The organism is Amycolatopsis solani, from assembly GCF_033441515.1.
In the GTDB taxonomy this organism is placed as follows: Bacteria; Actinomycetota; Actinomycetes; order Mycobacteriales; family Pseudonocardiaceae; genus Amycolatopsis; species Amycolatopsis solani.
The window spans coordinates 3,459,420-3,482,564 of sequence record NZ_JAWQJT010000001.1; the positions used below are offsets into that span (position 1 = coordinate 3,459,420).

The 23,145-nt window shown below is 72.5% G+C and carries 17 protein-coding genes; 11 read left to right on the top strand and 6 right to left on the bottom strand.

The genetic code is table 11. The features are described from left to right. Positions 1–66 precede the first annotated feature (66 nt). Entirely contained in the window at positions 67–1,563 is a 1,497-nt protein-coding gene (locus tag SD460_RS16530; protein ID WP_290061070.1) for an alpha/beta fold hydrolase, read from the top strand. On the opposite strand, the gene SD460_RS16535 is transcribed toward SD460_RS16530, so the two are convergent. Beyond that, positions 1,491–2,885 carry an NAD(P)/FAD-dependent oxidoreductase gene (locus SD460_RS16535; RefSeq protein ID WP_318306332.1) on the bottom strand — a complete coding sequence of 465 codons (1,395 nt, stop codon included), beginning with the start codon at positions 2,883–2,885 and terminating at the stop codon, positions 1,491–1,493. The genes SD460_RS16530 and SD460_RS16535 overlap by 73 nt on opposite strands. Before the next feature lie 66 nt (positions 2,886–2,951). Then, entirely contained in the window at positions 2,952–3,125 is a 174-nt protein-coding gene (locus tag SD460_RS16540; protein WP_290063159.1) for a hypothetical protein, read from the bottom strand. Between the two features lie 164 nt (positions 3,126–3,289). Here SD460_RS16540 and imuA' point away from each other — a divergent pair, with 164 nt between their 5' ends. Together imuA' and SD460_RS16550 are read left to right on the top strand one after the other, a co-directional pair. Continuing rightward, positions 3,290–3,973: a DnaE2-dependent mutagenesis accessory factor ImuA' gene (gene imuA' / locus SD460_RS16545; protein ID WP_318306333.1), complete on the top strand. Its 684-nt coding sequence runs from the start codon at positions 3,290–3,292 to the stop codon at positions 3,971–3,973. Positions 3,974–4,200: 227 nt separating this feature from the next. Continuing rightward, positions 4,201–5,754, top strand: a complete 1,554-nt coding sequence (locus tag SD460_RS16550; RefSeq protein ID WP_318306334.1) for a DNA polymerase Y family protein — start codon at positions 4,201–4,203, stop codon at positions 5,752–5,754. On the opposite strand, the gene SD460_RS16555 is transcribed toward SD460_RS16550, so the two are convergent. Beyond that, the gene (locus SD460_RS16555; protein WP_290061770.1) at positions 5,751–7,229 is read right to left on the bottom strand and encodes a 5'-methylthioadenosine/S-adenosylhomocysteine nucleosidase family protein; all 1,479 of its coding nucleotides are present in this window, start codon (positions 7,227–7,229) and stop codon (positions 5,751–5,753) included. The two genes, SD460_RS16550 and SD460_RS16555, sit on opposite strands and share 4 nt — an antisense overlap. Before the next feature lie 157 nt (positions 7,230–7,386). Here SD460_RS16555 and SD460_RS16560 point away from each other — a divergent pair, with 157 nt between their 5' ends. Together SD460_RS16560 and SD460_RS16565 are read left to right on the top strand one after the other, a co-directional pair. Then, positions 7,387–10,704: an error-prone DNA polymerase gene (locus tag SD460_RS16560; RefSeq protein ID WP_290061771.1), complete on the top strand. Its 3,318-nt coding sequence runs from the start codon at positions 7,387–7,389 to the stop codon at positions 10,702–10,704. A 79-nt stretch (positions 10,705–10,783) separates the two neighbouring features. Beyond that, complete coding sequence (locus SD460_RS16565; RefSeq protein WP_290061769.1) at positions 10,784–12,778, top strand: cellulose binding domain-containing protein; 1,995 nt, start codon at positions 10,784–10,786, stop codon at positions 12,776–12,778. 59 nt (positions 12,779–12,837) lie between these two features. Here SD460_RS16565 and SD460_RS16570 read toward each other — a convergent pair whose 3' ends face one another. Next, the gene (locus SD460_RS16570) at positions 12,838–14,847 is read right to left on the bottom strand and encodes a glycogen debranching N-terminal domain-containing protein (RefSeq protein WP_290061768.1); all 2,010 of its coding nucleotides are present in this window, start codon (positions 14,845–14,847) and stop codon (positions 12,838–12,840) included. Positions 14,848–14,959: 112 nt separating this feature from the next. On the opposite strand from SD460_RS16570, the gene SD460_RS16575 reads away from it, so the two are divergent. The 4 genes from SD460_RS16575 to SD460_RS16590 are packed head-to-tail and all read left to right on the top strand — an operon-like array spanning position 14,960 to position 19,517. Beyond that, on the top strand, positions 14,960–16,381 hold the full coding sequence (locus SD460_RS16575; protein WP_318306335.1) for a LacI family DNA-binding transcriptional regulator: 1,422 nt from the start codon (positions 14,960–14,962) through the stop codon (positions 16,379–16,381). Between the two features lie 25 nt (positions 16,382–16,406). Then, positions 16,407–17,636 (top strand): sugar ABC transporter substrate-binding protein, encoded by a 1,230-nt coding sequence (locus SD460_RS16580; RefSeq protein WP_290060897.1) that lies wholly within the window; start codon positions 16,407–16,409, stop codon positions 17,634–17,636. Between the two features lie 4 nt (positions 17,637–17,640). Next, positions 17,641–18,705 carry a carbohydrate ABC transporter permease gene (locus SD460_RS16585; protein WP_290060899.1) on the top strand — a complete coding sequence of 355 codons (1,065 nt, stop codon included), beginning with the start codon at positions 17,641–17,643 and terminating at the stop codon, positions 18,703–18,705. Continuing rightward, positions 18,702–19,517, top strand: a complete 816-nt coding sequence (locus tag SD460_RS16590) for a carbohydrate ABC transporter permease (protein ID WP_290060902.1) — start codon at positions 18,702–18,704, stop codon at positions 19,515–19,517. Before SD460_RS16585 ends, SD460_RS16590 begins: the two co-directional genes overlap by 4 nt. Position 19,518: 1 nt before the next feature. Here SD460_RS16590 and SD460_RS16595 read toward each other — a convergent pair whose 3' ends face one another. Together SD460_RS16595 and SD460_RS16600 are read right to left on the bottom strand one after the other, a co-directional pair. Further along, positions 19,519–20,376 carry an LLM class flavin-dependent oxidoreductase gene (locus SD460_RS16595; protein WP_290060903.1) on the bottom strand — a complete coding sequence of 286 codons (858 nt, stop codon included), beginning with the start codon at positions 20,374–20,376 and terminating at the stop codon, positions 19,519–19,521. Beyond that, on the bottom strand, positions 20,376–21,395 hold the full coding sequence (locus SD460_RS16600; protein WP_290060905.1) for an aldo/keto reductase: 1,020 nt from the start codon (positions 21,393–21,395) through the stop codon (positions 20,376–20,378). The genes SD460_RS16595 and SD460_RS16600 overlap by 1 nt, the downstream gene beginning before the upstream one ends. Before the next feature lie 89 nt (positions 21,396–21,484). Between SD460_RS16600 and SD460_RS16605 the strand changes: the two genes are divergently transcribed. Both SD460_RS16605 and SD460_RS16610 read left to right on the top strand, forming a co-directional pair. Next, the gene (locus SD460_RS16605; protein WP_290060907.1) at positions 21,485–22,027 is read left to right on the top strand and encodes a TetR/AcrR family transcriptional regulator; all 543 of its coding nucleotides are present in this window, start codon (positions 21,485–21,487) and stop codon (positions 22,025–22,027) included. After that, positions 22,024–23,142: a cytochrome P450 gene (locus SD460_RS16610; protein ID WP_290060909.1), complete on the top strand. Its 1,119-nt coding sequence runs from the start codon at positions 22,024–22,026 to the stop codon at positions 23,140–23,142. The genes SD460_RS16605 and SD460_RS16610 overlap by 4 nt, the downstream gene beginning before the upstream one ends. Positions 23,143–23,145: the final 3 nt, after the last annotated feature.

Below are 23,145 nucleotides of genomic sequence, written 5' to 3' on the forward strand. Positions count from 1 at the left end.
TGTGGGGGTGATCGTTTTCTCCTGACGGAAGGATTCTTCGTGCGTCGTCTCACTGGGGGAGGCTTCGTGCGCGGCTTGATCGTCGCGCTCGGGGTCTCGATGGCCGCACCGGCGGTGGCCTACGCCGCCGCCGACAGCGTTCCCACGCCGCGGCTGAGCTGGACCGATTGCCAGGACGGCTTCCAATGCGCCACGGCGAAGGTGCCGCTGGACTACGACCGCCCGGCCGGCTCGAAGATCGACCTCGCGCTCATCAAGGAACCGGCCACCGATCCCGCGCACAAGATCGGCACGCTGTTCGTCAACTTCGGCGGCCCGGGCGCGTCCGGCCTGCAGCGGCTGCGGGAGCGCGGCAAGTGGCCGTGGCTGTTCTCCGACCAGCTGCGCGCCCGCTTCGACGTCGTGTCGTGGGACCCGCGCGGGATCGGGAGCAGCACGGCGGTGCGCTGCTTCGACACCCTCGCCGAGCAGGAGTCGTTCTTCGGCTCCTTCCCGGAGATGCCCGGCGACGCGAGCGGCAACGCGGCCTTCTACGCGAAGTCCCAGGAGCTGGCGGACCGCTGCCAAGCCAAGGCGGGCCCGATCCTGGAGCACGTCTCGACGGCCGACACCGCGCGGGACCTGGAGCTGCTGCGCCGCGCGGTCGGCGACCCGAAGCTGACCTACCACGGGATTTCCTACGGCACCCAGCTCGGGGCCACGTACGCGAACCTGTTCCCGGACCGGATCCGCGCGATGGTGTTCGACGGCACGATGGACTTCGCGGGCAACGCGACCGGCCACGACGGCGCCGGCAAGACCGTCCCGCTGGACACCCGCCAGGACGTCGCCACCGGGATTTCCCAGACGTTCGACCAGTTCCTGCGCCTGTGCACCGAAGCCGGCCCGAAGTGCGCGTTCTCCTCCGGTGACCCGAAGGCGAAGTGGGCGGCGCTGACCGCCCGCGCGAAGCAGGCGCCGATCACCGTGGACGGCGAGACGTGGACGTACTCGGGGATCATCAACGCGGCGGCCGACCTGTCGGACTCCCGCGGCTGGCCGGACATCGCTTCGCTGCTGCAGCGGCTTTACGACGCCCCGCAGGCCGCGCGGGCGTTGAAGGCGGGGGAGCCGTACACGTCCAACCGCACCGAAGCCTTCAACGCGATCCAGTGCAGTGACAGCGACGTCCCGACCGACCCGGCGGTCTACAGCCGGTACGCCGAGTCGGAAGACCAGCGCGTCCCGTACTTCGGGCGGATCGCCGTGCTGGACATGATGAGCTGCGCGTTCTGGCGGGCGACGGCCGACGACCGGTTCACCGGCCCGTGGAACCGCCCGACGTCGGCGGAGATCCTGGTGCTCAACAACCGGTACGACCCCTCGACGCCGCTGCACGGAGCCCGGGACGGCGCCGCGGAACTGGCGCGCGCCCGGGTGTTCGTGACCGAGGGGTACGGGCACTCGTCGATGTACGTGCCGAGCACGTGCACCGAGCAGGTCAAGCGGGACTACCTGATCTCGGGGGCGTTCCCGGCCGCGGGCAAGACCTGCGCGATCGACGCGAGCCCGTTCGCGGGCTGAGGCGGGCGGGCCTCGCCGGTGACGGTGAGGCCCGCTGCCACGAAGGCGTCCCGCGGGTGCTGCACCGACGCCAGCGACAGGATGTCGCGGCCGAACAGCGCCTGCGCCAGCCACACCGCGAGCACCCGGACCTTGCGTTCCCAGGTGGGCACGGCGAGCACGTGGTAGCCGCGGTGCATCAGCCACGCGGGCAGCCCGGTGACCACCAGCCGCCGGTACTGGAAGATCCCGCGGCCCAGGCCGAGCGTCGCGATCGCGCCGAGGCTGTGGTGGACGTAGTCGCGGGGCGCCCGGCCGCGCAGCGTCGCGACGATGTTGCGTGCCAGCAGCTTTCCCTGCCGGTAGGCGTGCTGGGCGTTGGGCACGGTCCGCGCGCCGGGAACGGGCGAGGCGAGGTCGGGCACGGCGGCGTCATCCCCGGCGGCCCAGGCGTCGGCGACGCCCTCGACCCGCAGATCCGGCCGCACGACGACGTAGCCGCGTTCGTCGACGGGGAGGTCGGTGTGCCGGCCGATGACGGGGTTGGCGCCGTTGCCCGCGGTCCAGACGATCAGCTCCGAGTCGAACTCCTCGCCGGTCGAAAGCCTTACGTGGCCGTGTTCGGCCGACGTCACCAGCGTGTCCAGGTGGACGCGCGCGCCTCGCCGTTCCAGCTCCCGCACGACCCAGCGCCCCGGCCGGTCGGTGACCTCGGGCAGGATCCGGCCCGACGCCTCGACGAGGTGGAAGCGCAGTTCGTCGCGGCGCAGTTCCGGGTAGCGCTCGAGCAGCGCGGTCGCGAGCGACAGCAGTTCGCCGAAGCCCTCGACGCCCGAGAAGCCACCGCCGACGAAGGTGACGGTGAGCAGCTTCCGCCGCAGCGGCCCGGCCGGCAGCGCGGCGGCCCGGTCGAAGGCGGTGAGGAGCCGGTCCCGGATCGCGACGGCCTCTTCGACGTGCTTGAGCCCGATGGCCTGCTCGGCGATGCCCGGCACCGGCAGGGTCCGGGTGACCGCCCCGGCGGTGACGACGATGGTGTCGTAGCCGAGTTCGAAGGGCTCGCCGTCGGCGGGCCGCACCGTGACGGCGTGGCGCGCGTGGTCGACGGCGGTGACCTTCGCGGCGATGATCCGGGTGCGCTCGAGGTGTCGCCGCAACGACACGGCGGCGTGCCGCGCCTCGACCGACCCGGCGACGACCTCGGGCAGGAACGGCTGGTAGGTCAGGTAGGGGCGGGGGTCGACGAGGGTGACTTCGGCCTCGCCGCGGCGCAGCTTCTTCTCCAGCTTCCAGGCGGTGTAGAAGCCCGCGTACCCACCACCGACGATCAGGATCCGGCGCATCTCGTCCTCTTTTCTCGCTTCACCCCCTGGACGAGGTGGCGGCGGAAGACGTGACCGCGATCCGCGTCACAACGGGTGCGCGGGCAGGCCGATCGTGGGCCAGGTGGTCGGGGTGGTCGTGCCGGGCACGTCCCGCCGTCCACGACGGCCGGTCAGTGCCTGGCCCCGGTCGGCGACGGTGGAGGCTCGAGGGAGAACCAGCGGGCCGATGGGGTCCTCCGGCGGGGTGTTTTCGTCCATGGCCGGTACACGCCTGGCGGCCCCGATCGGTTGAGCCCGGCTTGACACGGGGCCCTGCCGTCTCGCACTATGCGAACAAGTGTTCGATGATTCTCCTGGTTTCGCCTGTGGCTTCCTCACGCGGGTGTCTCCGGTGCGAGTACGTGGTGCTGGAGGTGGGTGGCGTGGCGGTGCCGGAGGCGCTGGCGGGGATCCCCGGGGTCCGCACGGCGGCGCAGCTGGGCGAGCCGGACCCGGCCGGGCAGCTGGCGGTGCTGCCCGCGCTGGCCCACCTCCTGCCCGGCGGCGCCCTGCGCCGCGGCACCACGGTGTCGGTGCGCGGCGCGACGTCGCTGGTGCTGGCCCTGCTCGCGGCCGCCACCCGCGACGGCTCCTGGGCGGCGGTCACCGGCCTGCCGGAGCTGGGCCTGGCCGCGGCCGCCGAACTCGGCGTCGACCTGGAGCGGGTCGCCCTGGTGCCGCACCCCGGCGCGGAGCCGGTCGCTGTGGTGTCGGCGCTGGTGGACGGCTTCGACCTGGTGGTCCTCGGCCGCTCGCTGGCGGGCAGCGTGCGCCCCCAGCTGGCCCGGCGCCTGGCCGGCCGCGTCCGCAACCGCGGCTCGGTGCTCCTGGCGGCCGGCTCGTGGCCGGACGCGGACCTGGAGCTGAGCGTGTCGGACCGCCGCTGGCACGGCCTGGGCGCGGACAGCCACGGCCACTTGAGGTACCGCGAAGTCCTGGCGACGAGCAGAGGCCGTGGTGCGGCGGCCCGTCCCCGGTCGGTGCCGTTGCGGCTGCCCGGCCCGGGTGGCGCGGTGGATTCGGCGGGGCGCGCTGACGCGCCGGTTCTCCCCGCGCGCGTGGGGTGAGCGCTCGTGCGGTGGCGGCCGTTGTCGTGCCCTGATGAGGTGTCGGCTCGGTGTTCGGCCGGGCGGCTGGGCGAGCCCCCGGCCGGCGCTCGGCAGTCCGGTCCCCAGGTCTTGAATGAGTCATTCAGGACCTCCGAAGACCTGAATGACTCATTCAAGACGTTCGTCCTCGCCGCCACGCTGTCAGCGGACCTCGGACGCGCGACACCGGCCACCGAAGGTCTCCGATGACCGATGCACCGCGGCTCCTGGTCCTTTGGTGCCCGGACTGGCCGGTCGTCGCCGCCGGGGCCGCGGCCGGCAGTCCGCCCACCGCGCCCGCCGCCGTTTTCTCCGCCAACCGGGTCGTCGCCTGCTCCGCCTCCGCGCGCGGCAGCGGCGTCGGCCGGGGGATGCGCCGGCGGGACGCCCAGTCCCGCTGTCCCGGGCTGGTCGTGCACCAGCACGACCCCGACCGCGACGCGCGGCTCTTCGAACCCGTCGCCGCCGCCGTCGAAAGCCAGGCGGTCGGGGTCGAGGTCGTCCGGCCCGGGCTCGTCGCCGTGCCCGTCACCGGGGCCGCCGGGTACTTCGGCGGGGAGGCCGCGCTCGCCGAGCTGCTCATCGACGAGGTCGCCGCCCGGGCCGGGGTCGAGTGCCAGGTCGGGATCGCCGACGGGCTCTTCGCCGCGACCCTCGCCGCCCGCCGGTCGGCGCTCGTGCCGCGGGGGGACGCTCCGAAGTTCCTCGCGCCGCTCGCGATCACCGAACTGGACCAGCCGGGCGACGAGCGCGGTGAGCTGGTCGCGTTGCTGCGGCGGCTCGGGCTGCGCACCCTCGGCGCGTTCGCCGCGCTCGCCGAACGGGACGTCGCCGGCCGGTTCCCGAAGGACGCCGTCACCGCGCACCGCCTCGCCCGCGGCCTCTCCGAGCGCCCGCCCCTGCGCCGCGCCCTGCCGCCGGACCTGTCGGTCACCGAAACCTTCGAGCACCCGCTGGCCCGCGTCGACGAAGCCGCGTTCGTCGCGAAGACGCTCGGCGAACGCTTCTTCGCCGGGCTCGCCCGCCACGGCCTCGCCTGCACCCGGCTGGCCGTCGTCGCGATCACCGAAGCCGGCGAGGAACGCGTCCGCGTCTGGCGCTGCGCCGAACCGCTGACCGCCCGCGCGACGGCCGACCGCGTGCGCTGGCAGTGCGAAGGCTGGCTCAACGCCCGCGACCGGCCCACCGCCGGCATCGTCCGGCTGCGCCTCGACCCCGAGGAGGTGGTCGGCGGGCAGGCGCTGCAGCTGCAGTTCGGCTCGATGGGCCGCGACGCCGACGCCGCCGAGCGCGCCGGCCGCGCCCTGGTCCGCATCCAGGGCCTGCTGGGCCCGGACGCGGTCGTCACCCCGCTGCTCGACGGCGGCCGCGGCCCGGCCGAGCGCGTCCGGCTCGTCCCGTGGGGCGAACCCCGCACCCCGGCCACCGCCGACCAGCCCTGGCCGGGACGGCTCCCCGCCCCCTCCCCGACGGTGGTATCCGCCCGCCGGGTCCCGGCGACGGTCCTCGACGCGGCGGGCGCCGCGGTCCGCTGCACCGACCGCGGCGAGCTCAGCCACCCACCCGCGACGGTGGCCGCCGACGACGGCCCTTCCCGCCACGTCCTCGGCTCGGCGGGCCCCTGGATCGTCCACCACCGCGGCACCCGCCTCGCCCGCGTCCAGGTGGTCCTGGAAACCGACGAGGGCGACCTTGCCCTGCTGCTGAAGGCCACGATCGGGGATGATCCACAATGGACGGTCGAGGGCTGCTACGACTAGGTGGAGGGCTGCTGCCGGAAGAGTTTCAGGGCGTACGTCGTGTTCTGGATCAGCATGTGCCGGGGGCCGAGCACCCGTTCTTCCCGGCGGAGGAGGCTTTCGAGGTCCGCCACCGCTTTCCCCGTGTTCCCGGTCATCCCTTCGAGCCAGCCCAGGGAATGCCGCACGCTCAAGGTCTGCAGGTGATCGGGTCCCGAGACCCGCAGTTCGTCCGCGAGCAGGCCTCGGAGGTCCTCGCGCGCTTCGGTCGCGCTGTGCGCTTGCCCCTGGAACCAGTAGAGGAAGTGCCGGGTGCTCAACGTCTGCGGATGGCTGGGCCCGAGTATCCGGAGTTCATCCGAGAGCAGCACGCGGAGCGGCGTCACGGCTTGCCCGGCGCTCCACAGCATGCATCGCTGGTGCACGATCTCGTGGCGGTGGCCCAGGATGATGGCGTGATCCGGCTCGACCCCCATGACTTGCTGCATCTCGGCGAGGAGTTTCTCCTTGCGCGACGAGAGCACTTCGGACTGGGCGACGATTTCTTTCCAGGTGGGCGGGTCCGGCGGCGTCCGGAAGCCCATCCTGCGGGCGATCTCGGCCGTGCAGGCCCGGTTCTGGAGGATGCCCATGGGCCCGTACTCGTCGTCCGCGGTCGTTCCGGAAAAGTCCTTGGCGTACTGACCGCTGGTCAGATAAGGGTCCTGCTCCGCGGAAGCCGGGTGCGGCCGGGCCGGGCCGGAGGTGATCTTGGCGGCCAGCGCGAGCGCGAACGCGGCCGCGTTCGCGGCGGCGATCGATTGCCGGCCTGTCCGGTCCGCGGCGTGCTTGTGCCCGTCGGCCCGGTCGCTGATGCCGCGGATCGTGACCACGTCGAGGTTGTCGTTGAAGTGCCCCGCCTTGGCCACGCCGGCACTTTCCATCTCGATGGCGGCCGCGTCGTCGTAGTGCCGGCCCAGCTGCTCGGCGAGCGGGGTGGTGCGTGAGTTGAGGACGACTTCGCCGGCGGCGACGGGCCTGCGGTGCACCTGCGGCTGCCGCGGTGAGGCGGACCGGATGAGCGTGGTCCACGTCTGCTGCCGCTTGACCGCGTGGGCCAGGTTGTCGAGGCGGTGCGAGAGTTCCCAGGCCTGCGGCCGGGCCCGGAACCCGCTGTCCTCGTCCTTGCCCCCGTGGTAGCCGTACACCTTGGTGGCCACGACGACGTCTCCGGGTTCGAGGTCGTCGTGGAGTGCGCCGGCGATGCCGACGAACAGCAGGGCCTCGGGGGCGAAGGTGGCGATGGCGCGTTCGGTGATGATCGCGGCCGCCTGGTTGCCCTGTCCGGTGAGCGCCAGCGCGATCGACCCGCGGCCGACCGGTGGCCGGCCTACCTCGAACAGGGTGCCGGACGGGTGGTGGATCTCCTCCAGGTCGCTGAGCTGAGCGCGGACCGCGTCGTATTCCACGTCCAGGGCGGTGAGGATCACGAGGGTGGGCTCGGCAGCGCTACTCACACCGGCGACTTTACGGCCATGTGACGACACCGACTCCCACGCCGTCCACAGTTGACACCACTCGCTCCCCGACGCAGGATCAACCTCGTAGTCGAACTCGTGTTCGAGCGGTATTCGCTGGCTTCCCCTCAGTGAACTTTCCTTGCGGGAGCTGGCTTTGGCGTTCAACAACCCGAATGTGCCGTGGTCCGAAGTGGAGCGGATCGCCTCCGGGCGACCGGCCGCGCCCGGGGACGGCAGCGATGCCCCCGCGTGGTCGCGCAAGCGCGAAGGGTATTCCGGGGCGCCCGCCGATCTGCGGAGGCGGCGGCGCCGGGACGACGGCGGGGATCGGATCCGGGCGCCCTACGCCGAACTGCACGTGCACTCCAACTTCAGCTTCCTCGATGGGGCCTCCCACCCCGAGACCCTGGTCGAGGAGGCCGCGCGGCTGGAGTTGGACGCGCTCGTGCTCACCGATCACGACGGCCTCTACGGCGCCGTCCGCTTCAACGACGCCGCCCGCGAGCTCGGGGTGCGCGTCGGGTTCGGGGCCGAGCTCTCGCTCGACCTGCCCGCGCCGCAGGCCGGGGAACCGGATCCGAAGGGGTCGCACCTGCTGGTGCTCGCCCGGCAGCAGGACGGGTACCACCGGCTGTGCCGCGTCATCTCGCGCGCGCAGCTCGCCGGCGGGGCGAAGGGGCGGCCCGTTTACGACCTCGACGAGCTGGTGGACGAGCTGGCCGGGCACGTCGTCGTGCTCAGCGGCTGCCGCAAGGGGCCGGTCCGCCGGGCGCTCGCCGAACGCGGGCCCGCCGCCGCGCACGCCGAGCTCGAGCGGCTCGTCGACCGGTTCGGGCGGCGGCACGTCGCCGTCGAACTGATCGACCACCGGTTGCCGCTCGACGACGCGGCCAACGACCTGCTCGACGGGATGGCGCGGGAGCTGCGGCTGCCGACCGTCGTGTCCAACAACGTGCACTACGCCCGGCCCGAGGACGCCGTCGTGGCCGACATGGTGGCCGCCGTCCGGGCGCGGCGGTCGGCCGAGGACCTCGAGGGGTGGCGGCCGCCGTCGGGGCAGGCGTTCCTGCGGTCGGGGATGGAGCAGCGGCGCCGGTTCGAGCGCCGCTACCCCGGTGCCGTCGGGCGTGCCGCCGTGCTCGGCGTCGAAGTGGCGTTCGACCTGCGGCTGGTCGCCCCCGACCTGCCGCCGTTCCCGGTTCCGTCCGGGCACGACGAGATGTCCTACCTGCGCGAGCTGACCCGGGCGGGCGCGGCGGACCGCTACGGCCCGCGCGAGGCGAACCCCCAGGCCTACGCCCAGCTCGACCACGAACTCGCCGTCATCGAAGAGCTCGGCTTCCCCGGCTACTTCCTCGTCGTCTGGGACATCGTCCGGTTCTGCAAGCAGGCCGACATCCTCTGCCAGGGCCGGGGTTCGGCCGCGAACTCCGCCGTCTGCTACGCGCTCGGCATCTGCCACGCCGACCCGGTGAAGTGGAACCTGCTGTTCGAGCGGTTCCTCGCCCCGGAGCGGGACGGGCCGCCGGACATCGACATCGACATCGAGTCCGACCGCCGCGAGGAGGCCATCCAGTACGTCTACGCCAAGCACGGCCGCTTCCACGCCGCGCAGGTCGCCAACGTCATCACCTACCGCGCGCCCTCGGCGATCCGCGACGCCGCCAAGGCGCTCGGGCACAGCCCCGGGCAGCAGGACGCCTTCAGCAAGCTCGTCGATCGCTGGGGCGGGGTCGCCGCCACGAAGGAGCAGACCGGCGGCGCGATCCCGGCCGACGTCCTCGACCTGGCCGCGCGGATCGAGGACTTCCCGCGCCACCTCGGCATCCACTCCGGCGGCATGGTGCTCTCGAAGCAGCCGGTGTCCGAAGTGGTCCCGGTCGAGTGGGCGACCATGGCCGATCGCAGCGTCCTGCAGTGGGACAAGGACGACTGCGCCGCCGTCGGGCTGGTCAAGTTCGACCTGCTCGGTCTCGGCATGCTTTCCGCGCTGCACTACACGATCGACCTCGTCGCCGAACACCACGGGTCCACAGTGGACCTAGGAAAGCTCGACCTGGCCGACCCGGCCGTCTACGAAATGCTCTGCGAGGCCGACGCGATCGGTGTCTTCCAGGTCGAATCCCGGGCCCAGCTGGCGACCCTGCCGAGGTTGCGGCCGCGGGAGTTCTACGACCTCGTCGTCGAAGTCGCGCTGATCCGGCCCGGCCCGATCCAGGGCGGGTCCGTGCACCCCTACATCCGGCGCCGCCGCGGGGACGAGGAGTGGCAGCACGCGCACCCGCTGCTGGCGTCCAGTTTGGACCGGACGCTCGGGGTGCCGCTGTTCCAGGAACAGGTGATGCAGATGGCGGTCGACGTCGCGAGCTTCACCCCGGCCGAAGCCGACCAGCTGCGCCGCGCGATGGGCGCCAAGCGGTCGAGCGCGAAGATGAAGGCGCTGATGGCGCGGTTCTTCGCCGGGTGCGAGGCCAACGGGATCGGCCGCGAGCTCGCCGGCCGGATCTTCGAGCAGATCCACGCCTTTTCCGGTTACGGCTTCCCCGAAGCGCACTCGATGTCGTTCGCGCTGCTGGTGTACGCGAGCGCGTGGGTCAAGCGCTACTACCCGGCCGCGTTCTGCGCCGGGCTGCTGCGCGCCCAGCCGATGGGCTTCTACAGCCCGCAGTCCCTGGTCGCCGACGCCCGCCGGCACGGCGTCCGCGTGCGCGAACCCGACATCGGCGCCAGCCTCGTCCACGCCACTCTCGAACCCGACCCGGACAGCACCGGCGGCTTCGCGCTGCGCCTCGGTCTCGCCGGGGTTCGCCACCTCGGCGACGGCCCGGCCGCGGCGATCGTCGCCGAGCGCGAGGCGAACGGGCCGTACGACGGCGTCGGCGACCTCACCCGCCGCGTCCGGCTGAAGAAGAACGCCGTCGAAGCCCTCGCCACCGCGGGCGCGTTCGGCGGCGACCGGCGGCAGGACCTGTGGGCCGCCGGCGCGGCGGCGGCGACCCGGCCCGGGCACCTGCCCGGCCTCGCGCCGGGCCTCGACGCGCCCGCGCTGCCGGGCCTGACGCGGCTGGAGGTCACCGCCGCGGACCTCTGGGCCACCGGCGTTTCCCCGGACAGCCATCCGGTGGAGTACCTGCGCGAGCTGCTCGACGCGCGCGGTGCGATCACCACCGCCGAGCTCGCGCGCGTGCGGGACGGCACGCGGGTGTGGGTCGGCGGCGCGGTCACCCACCGGCAGCGCCCGGCGACCGCGGGCGGGATCACCTTCCTCAACCTGGAAGACGAAACGGGCATGGCCAACGTCCTCGTGTCGCCGGGTCTGTGGCGACGGCAGCGGCTGGTCGCCCGCACCAGCGCCGCGCTGCTGGTCCGCGGGCGCGCCCAAGCGGCCGAAGGGGTCGTCACGCTCGTCGCCGACCGGCTCGAAAGCGTCGATCTCTCGATGCGCGCGGGGCCGTCCCGCGACTTTCGTTGACTTGCGGGCCGCGCGGTGGTTCTCTCTCCGAGAGCGCTCCCAGCCATCCGTTCGCGCCCGACGAGAGGATGGACTTCCCATGACCGCACGACGTCTGCGCTGGGCAGCGTGGCCGGTGATCGCCGTGCTCGCCGCGGCGGTGCCCGCCGCCGAAGCCGCGGAACCACCCGGAGCGACGGTCACCGTCGACGTCCGGGCCGGGCTGGCCACCGTGCCGGACACCGGGATCGGCGTCAACCACGCGGTGTGGGACAGCCAGCTGGGGACCGACGCTGTGGCCGATCTGCTCGGCGGCGCGGGGGTGCGCGTGCTGCGCTACCCCGGCGGGTCCTACGGCGACATCTACCACTGGAAGGACAACACCGCGCCGGGCGGGTACGTCGCGCCCGGCACCGATTTCGACACCTTCATGGGCGGCGTCCGGCGGACCGGCGCCCAGCCGATCGTGATCGCCAACTACGGCACCGGATCGCCGCAGGAGGCGGCGGACTGGGTGCGGTACGCCAACGTCGAAAAGGGTTACGGCGTCAAGTACTGGGAAATCGGCAACGAGAACTACGGCAACGGCCACTACGGTGCCGCGTGGGAAGCCGACGACCACGCCGACAAGGGCCCGGTCACGTACGCCAACGAAGTCGTGGCCTACGCCGACGCCATGAAGGCGGCCGACCCCACGGTGAAGATCGGCGCGGTGCTGACCACCCCGGCGAACTGGCCGGACGCCATCGTCGGCGACGGCGACACCGCGACGTGGAACCAGACCGTGCTGTCGATCGCCGGCTCGCACGTCGACTTCGCGATCCTGCACTGGTACCCGGGCGGCTCGACGGCCGAGGAGGCGCTGACGAAGACGGAGCAGGTCGGCGACATGATCTACCTGGCCCGCGAACAGATCGCGCGCTGGGCGGGCCGCCCGCTGGGCATCGCGATGACCGAGATGAACACGCCGGTGGGCATGAACACCCAGCCCGGCGCGCTGTTCGCGGCCGACGCCTACAGCGCGTTGCTGGCGAACGGCGTGTTCACCGTGGACTGGTGGAACACGCACAACGGCGCGACGAAACTGTCCACTGTGGCCGGTTACCCGGACTACGCCGACTTCGGCCTGCTCTCGAGTGCGACCTGTCTCGCGGACGGCTGCGAACCGGCGTTCAACACGCCGTTCGCGCCCTACTACGGGTTGAAGGTGCTGAGCGGTTTCGCGCGCCCCGGCGACCAGTTCGTCCGGGCCGGCGCGGACGACCCGCTCGTCGGCGCGCACGCCGTCCGCCGCCCGAACGGGGACCTGGCGGTGCTGCTGATCAACAAGGACCCGTCCGCGGCCCGCGCGGTGACGCTCGCCTACACGGGTTACACACCGGCCGCGGCGACGCAGGTGTCGACGTTCACCAACGGTGCGACGTCGATCACCAGTGGCGCTTCGGGTTCGGCGGGTGCGCAGACGCTGCCGCCGTACTCGCTGACCACCGTGGTCCTGCACCCGGCTTCCCCTTGGGCCGGTCCCGGAGCGCCAGGTCAGCCGACCGGCACGGCGACCGACCGCACGGCCACGCTCACCTGGCCCGCGGCGGTCCCCGGCGGGCACCCGATCGCGAAGTACGAGGTGTCCGCGAACGGCCAGCAGTGGGGCGAGACGGCCGGGACTTCCTTCACCGCAAGGAATCTCGTCCCGGGTAGCCGGTACCAGGTGAACGTGCTGGCGCGCGACACGGCGGGGAACGTGTCGTGGGCGTCCCCGCCGTTGACGTTGACGGCAGGTGCCCCTGCGTCGAGCAGCTGCACGGTTCGCGTGACGGACGTGACGGACTGGGCGAGCGGTTTCGTCGGCGGCATCCGCGTGACTGCCGCGGACGTGGTGGGAGACTGGACGCTGGCGTTCACCTGGCCCACCGCGCGGCAGCGGGTGACGAGCGGCTGGAACGGCACGTGGACGCAGACGGGCAGCGCGGTGACGGTGACGTCATCAGCCCCGCTGGCGTCGGGCACCGACGTGGGCTTCGTGGCGGACTACGGCGGGCCGAACATCCTGCCGGTGGCGTTCACGCTGAACGGAACCCTCTGTTCGGTGGCGTGAGCCGCCTGCGGTCAGCCCGCGTTCCCAGGTGGGCTGACCGCAGCACCCGCCGCGGACAGTTAGGCCAGCCGGCGGAATCCCGGCGGCAACCGCAGGTCGGTGACCTCGCCGGACGCGTCCACCGCGACGTCCAGCGTGCCGCCCGCCAGCGGGAGTCCCGCCACCCGCAGCGCGCCGACCGGGCTCGGGCGGGGTGGGGACAGGGTCACCGTGCCGGCCGGGACGTCGACGTCCAGTCCGAGGAACGCGATCAGCAGGCTGACCGCGGCCGCCGCCGACCAGGCCTGGGGGCGGCACGACGCCGGGTACGACAGCGGCGCGGACGTCTCCGAGCGGCCGTAGCCCGCGAACAGCTCCGGCAGCCGGTAGCCGAACGACGGCGCCGCCGAAATCAGTTGCGCGCCCAGGGAAGCCGCGCGGGTGGACTGGCCGGAGCGCTGGAGCCCGCGGACGACGATCGCCGTGTCGTGGGGCCAGATCGAGCCGCAGTGGTAGCTCAACGGCGAGTAGCCGCCCGCCGCCGAACTCATCGTGCGCAGGCCCAACCCCGGCGCCAGCTTCGGGTCCAGCAGCAGCGCGCCGAGGGAAGCGCTTTCGCCGTCGGACAGCAGCCCGGTGCCGAGCAGGTGCCCGATGTTGCTGGTCAGGGCGTCCACCGGCCGCTTGTCGCCGTCCAGGGCCAACGCCGGGTAGCGACCGTCCGGAGTGGACACCCAGAACTGCTCCCGGAACCGGGCTTGCAACGTCGAAGCCCACTCGGAAAGACCGGGCGCGGGCTCCCCCAAAGCGGTCAGCAGCGAAGCCGCGCACACGACTGCTTCGTGCTGGTACGCCTGGACTTCGGCCAGCGCGATCGGCGGCTTCGCCTGTTCGCCGCCGAAGAAGCGGACGGCGTCGCCGGAGTCCTTCCAGCCCTGGTTGGCGAGGCCGTGGCCGCTTTCGTCGCGGTATTCGGCGAACCCGTCGCCGTCGGAGTCGGCGGCGCCGGTGATCCACTCCAGGGCGAAGCGCAGCGTCGGCAGCAGGTCGCGGACCTCGTCCTCGGGCAGGCCCCAGCGCCAGGCGTCGTGCAGCAGGCAGACCCACAACGCGGTCGCGTCGACCGTCCCGTAGTACTCGGCGGGCAGCGAGGCGCCGTCGATCGTCTCGAAGGTGTCCCGGCGCCGCTCGTGCAGGATTTTGCCCGGCGCCTCGCCGGTCGCCGGGTCGTGCCGCGTGCCCTGGGCGCGTGCGAGCGTCCGGAGCGTCCCGCCCGCGAGCTCCACCGAAAGCGGCAACGCGAGCCGCGCGGTCCACAGGCTGTCGCGGCCGAACAGCGTGAGGAACCACGGCGCGCCCGCGCCGGCGAACGCGTCGGCGGGGTGGTCGCTTTCGGCGAGCAGGAGCCCGTCGAGGTCGTCGAGCGCGCGGTCCAGCAACGCGGTGAACCGCCGGTCGTCGGCGTGCACCCGCGGGCGCGGCAGCCGGACGCCGGCCGGCACGAACAGCGCCCGCTCGTCGGAAACCCGCAGTGACCAGCGCAGCGTGGCGGCCCCTTCGACCGTCCAGCGCAGCCGGAGCCGCGGCCCGTCGACGACGACTTCGGCGCCTTCGGCCGTCACCTCGGAGACGGCCGAGGACGCCGCCCACCGCTGGCCGTCAGGCGTGACGGGGGAGCGCTCCCGGCCCGCCTTGATCTCGTCGATCGGCGCGAAGTCGGCGGCCAGCACCACTTCCACGACGCGGCGCGGGCTCGCGGCGGCCGTCGAGACCAGCGAAAGCTCCTCCGTCATCCCGGTCGCCGTGACCGTGCGGTCGCGTCGCAGCCACACGGTCGGATCGGGGCCGGGGTCGCCGAGCCGGCGCAGCAACCCGGTGAACCGGGCCCGGTCGGCGGCGGGCTCGTCGTCGCCGATGGCCTCCGGCTCGTCGCCGTCCACCGTCACGACGGCTTCGCTGAGCAGCCGGAGGTCGCCGTGCAGGAGTCCCTGCGTGCCGCCGCGGATCTGCCCGTCGCGGCCGGACAGGACGACGGTCGGCGCGTGCAGGGCGATCGCGAGGTCGTGGAGCAGGGGCTGGAGGTCGGCCATGCCTACGATTGGATCGATCAAACGAAAGAATGTCAACTGGATTCGAGGTCTTGACAGCTCAGCGTCGCGGGTTCAGAGTGGCCCGCAGTTGAACGTTCAAAACGGAGGCGAAATGGGACGGCCCACGCTGAACTCGGTGGCCGAAGCGGCCGCGGTGTCGCGGCAGACCGTGTCCAACGTGATCAACTCGCCCGAGGTGGTCAGCCCGGAGACGCGCGAACGCGTGCTGGCCGCCATCGAGCGGCTGGGGTACCGCCCGAACACCGCCGCCCGCCAGATGCGCACCACGCGCTCGCAGATCATCGGGCTGTGCATCCCGCCGTCGGGCAACGGCGTCAGCGGCGTCGTCCTGGACCAGTTCCTGCACTCGCTGACCGCGACCGCCGAGCGCTACGACCACCGGATCATGCTGTTCACCGCGGCCGACGACGAGGCCGAGACCCGGGCGTACGCCGACCTGATCGCCTCGGTCGGGATCGACGGGTTCGTGCTCACCAACACCCACCACGACGACCTGCGCACCCGCTGGCTGCTCGAGCGCGAGCTGCCGTTCGTCACCTTCGGCCGCCCGTGGGGCGCGGAGGACACCCACCCGTGGGCCGACGTCGACGGCGCCGCGGGCACGCGGCTGGCCACCGACCACCTGGTGCGCCAGGGCCACCGGCGGATCGCGTTCGTCGGCTGGCCGGAGGGCTCGGGCAGCGGCGACGACCGCCGCGCCGGCTGGGCGGCGGGCCTCGCCGCCGCCGGGCTCGGCGAGGGCCCGCAGGTCGCGGTGTTCGACGGCGTGGAGGGCGGCCGGTCCGCGGCTGCCCGGCTGCTCGACGCGAGCGACCTGGCCTGGAGCGGGGGAGCTCGGAGCGGCGTGGAGCTGCCCGGAGGTGCTGGGCAGGCCGGTGGACGGGCAGGCGGCCGCTCCGGGGAGTTGCCCGGCGGCGGGTCGGCCGGAGGCGACGAAGGCGGCCGCCCGGGGCCCGGCGGCGAACCAGCCGGAAGTGGCTGGCTGGCCGCAGGCGGCCGCTCCGGGGAGTTGCCCGGCGGCGGGTCGGCCGGAGGCGACGAAGGCGGCCGCCCGGGGCCCGGCGGCGGACCAGCCGGAAGTGGCTGGCTGGCCGCAAGCGGCGGCCCCGTCGGCAGCGGCTGGCAGGTCGGTAGCGGCTGGCAGGTGGGCAGTGGCCGGCAGTCCGGGGGCGCCCCCGCGGACCGGCCCGCCGGCGGCCCGGCCGAGCGCCGCGAAGGCGCCTACCCCGCGGCCGGCGCGCCCACCGCGTTCGTCTGCGCCAGCGACTCCCTCGCCCTCGGTGTCACCGCCGAACTGCGGGATCGCGGTATCCGGCCCGGTGCCGACGCCGCCGTGATCGGGTTCGACGACACGCCCACCGCGTCCGTGCTCGGGCTGAGCAGTGTCGCGCAGCCCATCGCCGACGTCGCCGCCGAGTGCGTGCGGCAGCTGCGGACCATCCTGCGCGGTGCGCCCGCCGCCGAACCCGTGACCAAGCTCTTCACCCCGCACCTGGTGCTGCGCACCACGTGAGTCCCCGCACGATCAAGGAGGATCGATGCTTCCCCGCCGAACTGTGGCCGCCTTCGCGGCGGCCGGCCTGCTGCTCCCGCTTTCCGCGTGTGGCAGTGGTTTCGACGACTCGTCCCAGCCCGCCGCCCAGCAGGCCGGGCCCGCCACGCTCAAGGTGATGATCGCCGCGAGCGGCGGCGCCGAACTCAAAGCCATGCAGGACGCCGCCGCGGCCTGGGGCAAGGACGGCTCCAAGGCCGAGGTCGTCTCCGCCAACGACCTCGCGCAGCAGCTGAGCCAGGGCTTCGCCGCGGGCAGCCCGCCGGACGTCTTCGCCGTCGACGCCACCAAGTTCCAGGGCTACGCCGCCGAAATGCTCCCGTACGGCGACGGACTGTCCGCCAAGGACGACATCTACCCGACGCTGCGCACGACGTTCACCCAGGACGGCAAGCTTTACTGCGCTCCCAAGGACTTTTCGACGCTCGCGCTGGCGATCAACACCGACGACTGGGCCGCCGCCGGGCTCACCGACAACGACGTCCCGAAGAACTGGGACCAGCTGAAGAGCGTCGCGCAGAAGCTGACCACCGGCGGCCGCACCGGGCTGGTCTTCAACGACACCCGTGACCGCGTCGGCGCCTTCCTGGTGCAGGCCGGCGGCTGGGCGACCGACGCCGACCAGAAGAAGGCCACCGCGGACACCCCGCAGAACCTCCAGGCCCTGACCTACGTCCGCGACCTCCTCGCCTCCGGCGCCGCGAAGTACCCGAAGCAGATCGGGGCCGGTGACTCCGGCGAGGCGTTCGGCCAGCACAAGGCGTCGATGAGCATCGACGGCAACTGGATGGTCGGCGGGATGAAGAAGGACTACCCGGACGTCAAGTACCGCGTCGTCGCGCTGCCCGCCGGTCCGGCCGGGCCCGGGACGCTGTCGTTCACGCAGTGCTGGGGCATCGCCGCCAAGAGCAAGTTCCAGGAGCAGGCCAAGCAGCTCGTCGACTCGTTCATGCAGCCGCAGCAACAGCTCGCGTTCGCCGAGGCGTTCGGCGTGATCCCGTCGCGGCAGTCCGTGCGGGCGCAGTACGAGCAGAAGTTCCCCGCGCAGTCGGCGTTCGTGGCAGGCGCCGAATACGCGCACGGGCCCGTGACACTGGCCAAAATGGACCCCGTGCTGACCGACTTCGACGCCCAGCTGCAGCAGCTGCCGGGTGCCGACCCGAAGCGGATCCTGCAGCAGTTGCAGCAGAACACCGCGGCCGCACTCGGGCAGTGACGCCATGGGCACGCTGCTCACCACGCCGGTGGTCCCGGGTACCGCACCCCTGCGCGGCACCCGGGGCCGCCGCCCCCTCCGGCGCGAAGGCCGGGCCGGCTGGCTCTTCTTAGCCCCGACGCTGATCGTGCTCGGCCTGTTCATGGTGCTGCCGATCCTGATGGCGCTCTGGGTGAGCGTCAGCGACTGGACCGGCAGCGGCAGCCCGTTCTCCTCCCGTGTGAAGTTCGTCGGCGGGGACAACTACGCGGCGCTGCTCGCCGAACCCGGGCTGACCCGCCAGAACTTCGCCACCAGCGTCCGCAACAACGGCTACTTCGTGCTGTTCGTCGTGCCGCTGCAGACGGCGTTCGCGTTGTTCCTCGCGCTGGTCCTCCACCAGAAGAAGCTGAAGGGCCGCCAGTTCTTCCGGACGGCCTTCTACTTCCCGACCGTCACCAGCTCGGTCGCGATCTCGGTGGTGTTCCTCTTCCTGTTCTCCAGCACCGGCACGGTGAACGCCGCGCTGAAACTGTTCGGAGTGGACGGTCCGAGCTGGTTCGCCGACCCGCGCGGGATCTTCCACCTCGCCCTCGGCGACCCCGCGGCACCGCCGTCCGCTCTGGCGGGCCACGGTTTCCTCGGACTGTCCTGGTGGGACTGGCTGTCCGGCCCGAGCGTGGCGATGTGCTCGATCATCGTGCTCGTCGTCTGGACCTCCACCGGCGGCTTCATGCTGATGTTCTACGCGGCGCTGCAGAACCTGCCGCCGTCGGTCGACGAGGCGGCCCTGATCGACGGCGCGACGGCGTGGCAGCGGTTCTGGCGGGTCACGCTGCCGCAGCTGCGCCCGACGCTGTTCCTCGTGCTGACGCTCGGGTTGATCGGCACGTGGCAGGTCTTCGACCAGGTGTACGTGCTCAGCCGCGGCAACCCGGCCAACACCACGCTGACGCCGGCGTACCTGTCGTACTCGTCGTCGTTCATCGGGCACCAGTGGGGCCAGGGCGCGGCGATCGCGTTCCTCCTGTTCCTCGTGATCGTGGCCTTCACCCTGGTTCAGCGCTGGGCCCTGCGGGAGCGCAAATGAAGAAACGCTGGCTCGGGTACGCGGTGCTGCTGCTGGTCGCGGCGCTGTACATCTACCCCTTCCTCATCCAGCTCGCGACGGCGTTCAAGACCGACGCCGACGCCACCGCGCACCCGCTCCTGCCCTGGCCCCAGCAGTGGTCGGTCAGCGTCTTCAAGACGCTCGCCGAGCAGGACTTCCCGCGCTGGGCGGCGAACTCGGTGTTCGTCTCGGTGACGATCACCGTGGGCCGGGTCGTGTTCAACTCGCTCGCCGGCTACGCCCTGTCCCGGCTCCGGTTCCGCGGCCGGAACGCGGTCTTCGGGGCCGTGCTGGCGGTCATCGCGGTCCCGAGCGTGGTGCTGCTGATCCCGAAGTTCCTGGTGCTCAACCAGCTCGGCATGTACGACAGCTACGCGGGCATGATCATCCCGCTGCTGGTCGACGGCGCCGGGGTGTTCATCATGAAGCAGTTCTTCGACACCGTGCCGGTCAGCGTCGAAGAGGCCGCGCGCATCGACGGCGCCGGGCCGCTGCGCACGTTCTGGTCGGTGGTGCTGCCGATGTCCAAACCGGCCTTGATCACCGTGACCATCCTGTCGTTCCAGGGCTCCTGGAACGAGCTGCCGCACTACATCGTGTCCCGGCAGGACCCGGCGCTGAACACGTTGACGAGCGGGGTGGCGAGCCTGGTTTCCGGCGAACTGGGCCAGGGCAACCAGTTCCCGTTGAAGCTCGCCGCGGCGCTGCTGATGACGGTGCCGGTCGCGATCGTCTACTTCGTGTTCTCGCGCCGGTTCACCCAGGGCACTTACGAAGGGGTCGACAAGTAGCTCAGCGGATCAGCTCGTCGGCGACCCACCGCACGACGCCGTCCGGGTACGGGTTCGCCAGGCCCAGTACGACGTGCCCGAACCCGGCCCCGACCGCTTCTTCGATCTTTTCCCGCGTGGCGGCGGGCTTGTCGTAGTCGACGGGCAGGAAGATCGAGCGGGTGATCGACTTCGGGTCCCGGCCGATCTCGGCGCAGTAGCGGTCGAGCAGGCGGCTGCGCCCGGCCAGGTCCTCGATGTCGCCGCCGCCGGGGATGTTCCACTGGTCGGCGTGCTCGGCGACCACGCGCAGGGTCGCGCTCGCCCGGCCGCCGATCATGATCGGCGGGTGCGGCCGCTGGACCGGCTTCGGGTTGCCGAACGCGCCCTTCAGCTCGACGTGCTCGCCGTCGAAGTCGAACGGTTCCGCTTCCGTCCACAAGCGACGGATGACCGTGCAGGCTTCGGCGAGCGCGGCGACGGCGTCGTCCTGGGTGTGGTACGGCAGGCCGTGGCCGTCGTATTCGCGCCGGGCGAGGGGATGGCTCGGCCGCGAGCCGGCGCCGATGCCGAAGTCGAGGCGCCCGCCGGACACGACGTCCACTGTGGTCGCGATCTTCGCCAGCACCGCCGGCGGCCGGAAGCGGTTGCTGGTCACCATCAGGCCGAGCCGGATCCGCTCGGTCTGCGCGGCCATCGCGGAAAGCAGGGTCCAGCCTTCGAAGATCGGGCCGTCCGGGTCGCCGCCGATCGGCATGAGGTGGTCGAACAGCCAGGCGTGCTCGATCTCGGGGATCGCGTCGGCTTCGCGCCAGACGCGCTGGATCTCGTCGTAGCCCACGTTCATGGGCGCGGTCATGATGCCGAAACTGGGAGCCATCAACGCCTCCGGAGGGACGGGTCGAGCAGGGCGGGCGGGGTGTCGAACTTCTCGTGCGCGGCCAGGTCGACGCCGGGGGCGACGATCGCGTCGATCTCGTCGAGCACGTCGGCGGTCAGCACGGTGTCGGCGGCTTCGAGCTGGGACTTCAGGTGGCCGAGCGTGCGCGGGCCGATGAGCGCGCTGGTCACGCCGGGGTGCGCGGTGACGAACCCGAGCGCCAGCTGAATCAGCGAAAGATCCGCCTGGTCGGCCAGCTTGGCGAGCTTCTCGACGGCGTCGAGCCGGGCCTGGTTGGCCGGGTCGGTGAGGTCGAAGCGCTGCGGCAGGACCTGCGACCGGTTGGTGCTGATCTCCTGCCCGGCGCGGACCGCGCCCGAGAGCCAGCCCGACGCGAGCGGGCTCCACGCGAGCACGCCGAGGCCGTACTCCTGCGTCACCGGCAGGACGTGGGCCTCGATGCCGCGTTGCAGGATCGAGTAGCTGGGCTGCTCGGTGGCGTACCGGGTCAGGTGGTGCTCGCGCGCGGCCCACTGGGCCTGCACGATCCGGTACGCGGGGAACGTCGACGAGCCGAAGGCGCGGATCTTGCCCGCGCGCTGCAGGTCGGTCAGTGCGGAAAGCGTTTCCTCGTCGCTGGTGCGCGGGTCCCAGCGGTGGACCTGGTAGAGGTCGACGTGGTCGACGTCGAGGCGGCGCAGGCTGTCGTCGAGGGCGCGGTGGAGCCAGCGGCGCGAGCTGCCCTGGTGGTTGCGCTCGTCGCCCATCGGCATGGCCGCCTTGGTGGCGAGCACGAGGTCGTCGCGGCGGCCCTTGATGGCCTGGCCGACCATGACCTCCGACTCGCCCTGGCCGTACATGTCGGCGGTGTCGATCAGGTTGATGCCGCCTTCGAGGGCGGCGTCGACGATGGCGGTGGCCTCGTCCTGGGTGGTGCGCCCGATCGCGCCGAAGTTCATCGCGCCGAGCGCGAGGGTGCTGACCTGGACGCCGGTGCGCCCCAGGGTGCGGTACTGCATTTCGATGGCCTCCGTGGCAAGATGGCAACCGGAACGTTGCTCCGCTAACGATACGGAACAAGGTTCCGCTTAGCAACCCTGGAGGTGTGGTGAGCGCGAGCAAGCCCAAGCGCGCCGACGCCCGGCGCAACGAAAAGGCGCTGCTGGACGCGGCGGCCGCGGTCTTCGTCGCGTCCGGGGTCGACGCGCCGGTGCGGGACATCGCGGCGAAGGCGGGCGTCGGGATGGGCACGATCTACCGCCACTTCCCGACCCGCGCCGACCTGATCATCGCCGTCTACCGGCACCAGGTGGAGGCCTGCGCCGAGGCCGGGCCCGCGCTGCTGGCATCGGCAGCGTCGCCGCACGCGGCGCTGGCGGAGTGGATCGACCTGTTCGTCGACTTCCTCGTGACCAAGCACGGGCTGGCGGGCGTCCTGCAGGGCGACGGCTTCGACACGCTGCACGCGTACTTCCTGGACCGGCTGGTGCCGGTGTGCGCCCAGCTGCTCGACGCCGCCGGGCTGACCGCGCGGGTGCGGCCGCTGGAGCTGATGCGGGGCGTGGGCAACCTGTGCATCGGCGCGGAGGACAACCCGGATTACGACGCGCGCCGCCTGGTCCGCCTCCTGATCGCGGGGCTGCGGGCGTGATCGGGGAGCTCACGGCCGAGCCGTACCCGCTGCTGGCGCGGCTGCGCGCGACCGAGCCGGTGTCGTGGCGGCCGGAGCTGAACGGCTGGCTGGTCACCCGGCACGACCTGGCGCTGCGGGTGATGCGCGACGCGGCGACGTTCACCGTCGACGACCCCCGGTTCTCCACGGCCCGGGTCGTCGGCCCGTCGATGCTCTCGCTGGAGGCGGCCGAGCACACCCGGCACCGGACGCCGTTCGCCCGGCACTTCCGGCCCCGTGAGATCTCCGACCGCTTCGCCGGGTTCGTCCGCGCCGAGTGCGTCCGGCTGGTCGACGGCTTCGCGGCCGACGGACGCGCGGAGCTGCGACGCGCGCTGGCCGGCCCGCTTTCCGTGGCGGTCGTGGCCGACGCGCTCGGCCTGGCCGACACGGACACCGCACGGGTGCTGGCCTGGTACGACGCGATCGTGTCCACAGTGGACGACATTTCCGCGGGTCGTCCGCCGGGTTCGGCCGGTGCGGAGGCGTTCGGCCAGCTGCGTGCGCACATCGAAGGCGCGGTCGGCCGGCGCTCCCTGCTGACCGAAGCGGCTTCGGCGCTGGACCTGCCGGAGGTGGTGTCGAACGCGGCGGTGCTGATGTTCGGCGGCATCGAGACGACCGAGGGCATGATCGCCAACCTCCTGCGGCACCTGCTGCGCGACCCGGCGCGGTGGGCGGAAGTCCGCGCGGACCGCACGCTGATCCCGGCGGCGATCGAGGAGTCCCTGCGCCTCGAACCCGCGGCGGCGGTGGTCGACCGGTACGCGACCCGTGACGTTTCGTTGGCCGGAGCGTCGATCGCCCAGGGCGATCTGGTGACGGTCTCACTGACGGCCGCGAACCGCGACCCGGCGGTGTTCCCGAACCCGGACGTGTTCGACCCGGGGCGTGCTGACCTGCGCAAACAGCTGGCGTTCGCGCACGGCCCGCACTTCTGCCTCGGCGCCGACCTCGCCCGCCTGGAGGCGCGGATCGCGGTCGAGACGCTGCTGGACCGGCTGCCCGGCCTCGCGCTGGAGTCGGAAGTGGCGCCGTCGGGCCTGGTGTTCCGCAAACCGGCGGCCGTGCCCGTGCGGTGGCTGCCATCATGACCG

Bases quoted from the DNA above. Each gene is read 5' to 3' on its own strand.
- SD460_RS16570 (WP_290061768.1), bottom strand. From the start codon at position 14,847: ATGGCCGACCTCCAGCCCCTGCTCCACGACCTCGCGATCGCCCTGCAC.
- SD460_RS16595 (WP_290060903.1), bottom strand. From the start codon at position 20,376: ATGGCTCCCAGTTTCGGCATCATGACCGCGCCCATGAACGTGGGCTAC.
- SD460_RS16540 (WP_290063159.1), bottom strand. From the start codon at position 3,125: ATGGACGAAAACACCCCGCCGGAGGACCCCATCGGCCCGCTGGTTCTC.
- SD460_RS16565 (WP_290061769.1), top strand. From the start codon at position 10,784: ATGACCGCACGACGTCTGCGCTGGGCAGCGTGGCCGGTGATCGCCGTG.
- SD460_RS16585 (WP_290060899.1), top strand. From the start codon at position 17,641: ATGGGCACGCTGCTCACCACGCCGGTGGTCCCGGGTACCGCACCCCTG.
- SD460_RS16535 (WP_318306332.1), bottom strand. From the start codon at position 2,885: ATGCGCCGGATCCTGATCGTCGGTGGTGGGTACGCGGGCTTCTACACC.
- SD460_RS16590 (WP_290060902.1), top strand. From the start codon at position 18,702: ATGAAGAAACGCTGGCTCGGGTACGCGGTGCTGCTGCTGGTCGCGGCG.
- SD460_RS16550 (WP_318306334.1), top strand. From the start codon at position 4,201: ATGACCGATGCACCGCGGCTCCTGGTCCTTTGGTGCCCGGACTGGCCG.
- SD460_RS16600 (WP_290060905.1), bottom strand. From the start codon at position 21,395: ATGCAGTACCGCACCCTGGGGCGCACCGGCGTCCAGGTCAGCACCCTC.
- SD460_RS16575 (WP_318306335.1), top strand. From the start codon at position 14,960: ATGGGACGGCCCACGCTGAACTCGGTGGCCGAAGCGGCCGCGGTGTCG.
- SD460_RS16580 (WP_290060897.1), top strand. From the start codon at position 16,407: ATGCTTCCCCGCCGAACTGTGGCCGCCTTCGCGGCGGCCGGCCTGCTG.